Genomic DNA, 515 nt, shown 5'->3' on the forward strand with positions numbered 1-515 from the left:
GTGCACCGAACCGGTCATGCGGTAGCAGTGCGCGAGGATCTCGCGCCGCAGCGGCGCGAGCCGCTGCGCGAACTCGTCGGCCGAGAGGTCGGTCGGGACGGGCTCGGCCCGACCCGCGGCACCGTCGGGCGCGGCGCCCGGGAGCGGACCGGTCACGGCGCCGGGCGGAGTGCCAGGTGTGGTCGTCGTCACACCTGAGACGGTAGACCGCGCCACCGACATCGCACACCCCGACGACCCGGACGAGGCGCGCCGGTCGGTACCGGCGACGCCCCACCCACCTGCCAGGGAGCACCGCCGTGGACCGCATGATCGTCGTCACCCTGCCCGTGCGCGACCTCGCCGCGGCCCGCGCGTTCTACGCCGGCCTCGGCATGAGCGTGAACGAGATGCTCAGCGACGAGCACGTGGTCTGCGTGGTCGTGTCCCGCACGATCTGCGTCATGCTGCTGGACCACGCGCGGTTCGCCGACGTCGCGCCGCGGCCGATCGCCGACGCGCACGCCACGGCGCAG

The 515-nt window shown here is 74.6% G+C and carries 2 protein-coding genes; one reads left to right on the forward strand and one right to left on the reverse strand.

Annotation, left to right across the window (positions count from 1 at the left end; all coding sequences use genetic code 11):
* Positions 1 to 192 (reverse strand): hypothetical protein (locus G3I71_RS46570; RefSeq protein WP_203733102.1); only part of this gene is annotated, 192 nt, incomplete at its 3' end.
* A gap of 107 nt (positions 193 to 299) precedes the next feature.
* On the opposite strand from G3I71_RS46570, the gene G3I71_RS46575 reads away from it, so the two are divergent.
* Positions 300 to 515 (forward strand): VOC family protein (locus G3I71_RS46575; protein WP_369335586.1); only part of this gene is annotated, 216 nt, incomplete at its 3' end.

Origin of the sequence: Streptomyces sp. SID12501 (genome assembly GCF_010550245.1) — a bacterium.
In the GTDB taxonomy this organism is placed as follows: domain Bacteria; phylum Actinomycetota; class Actinomycetes; order Streptomycetales; family Streptomycetaceae; genus Streptomyces.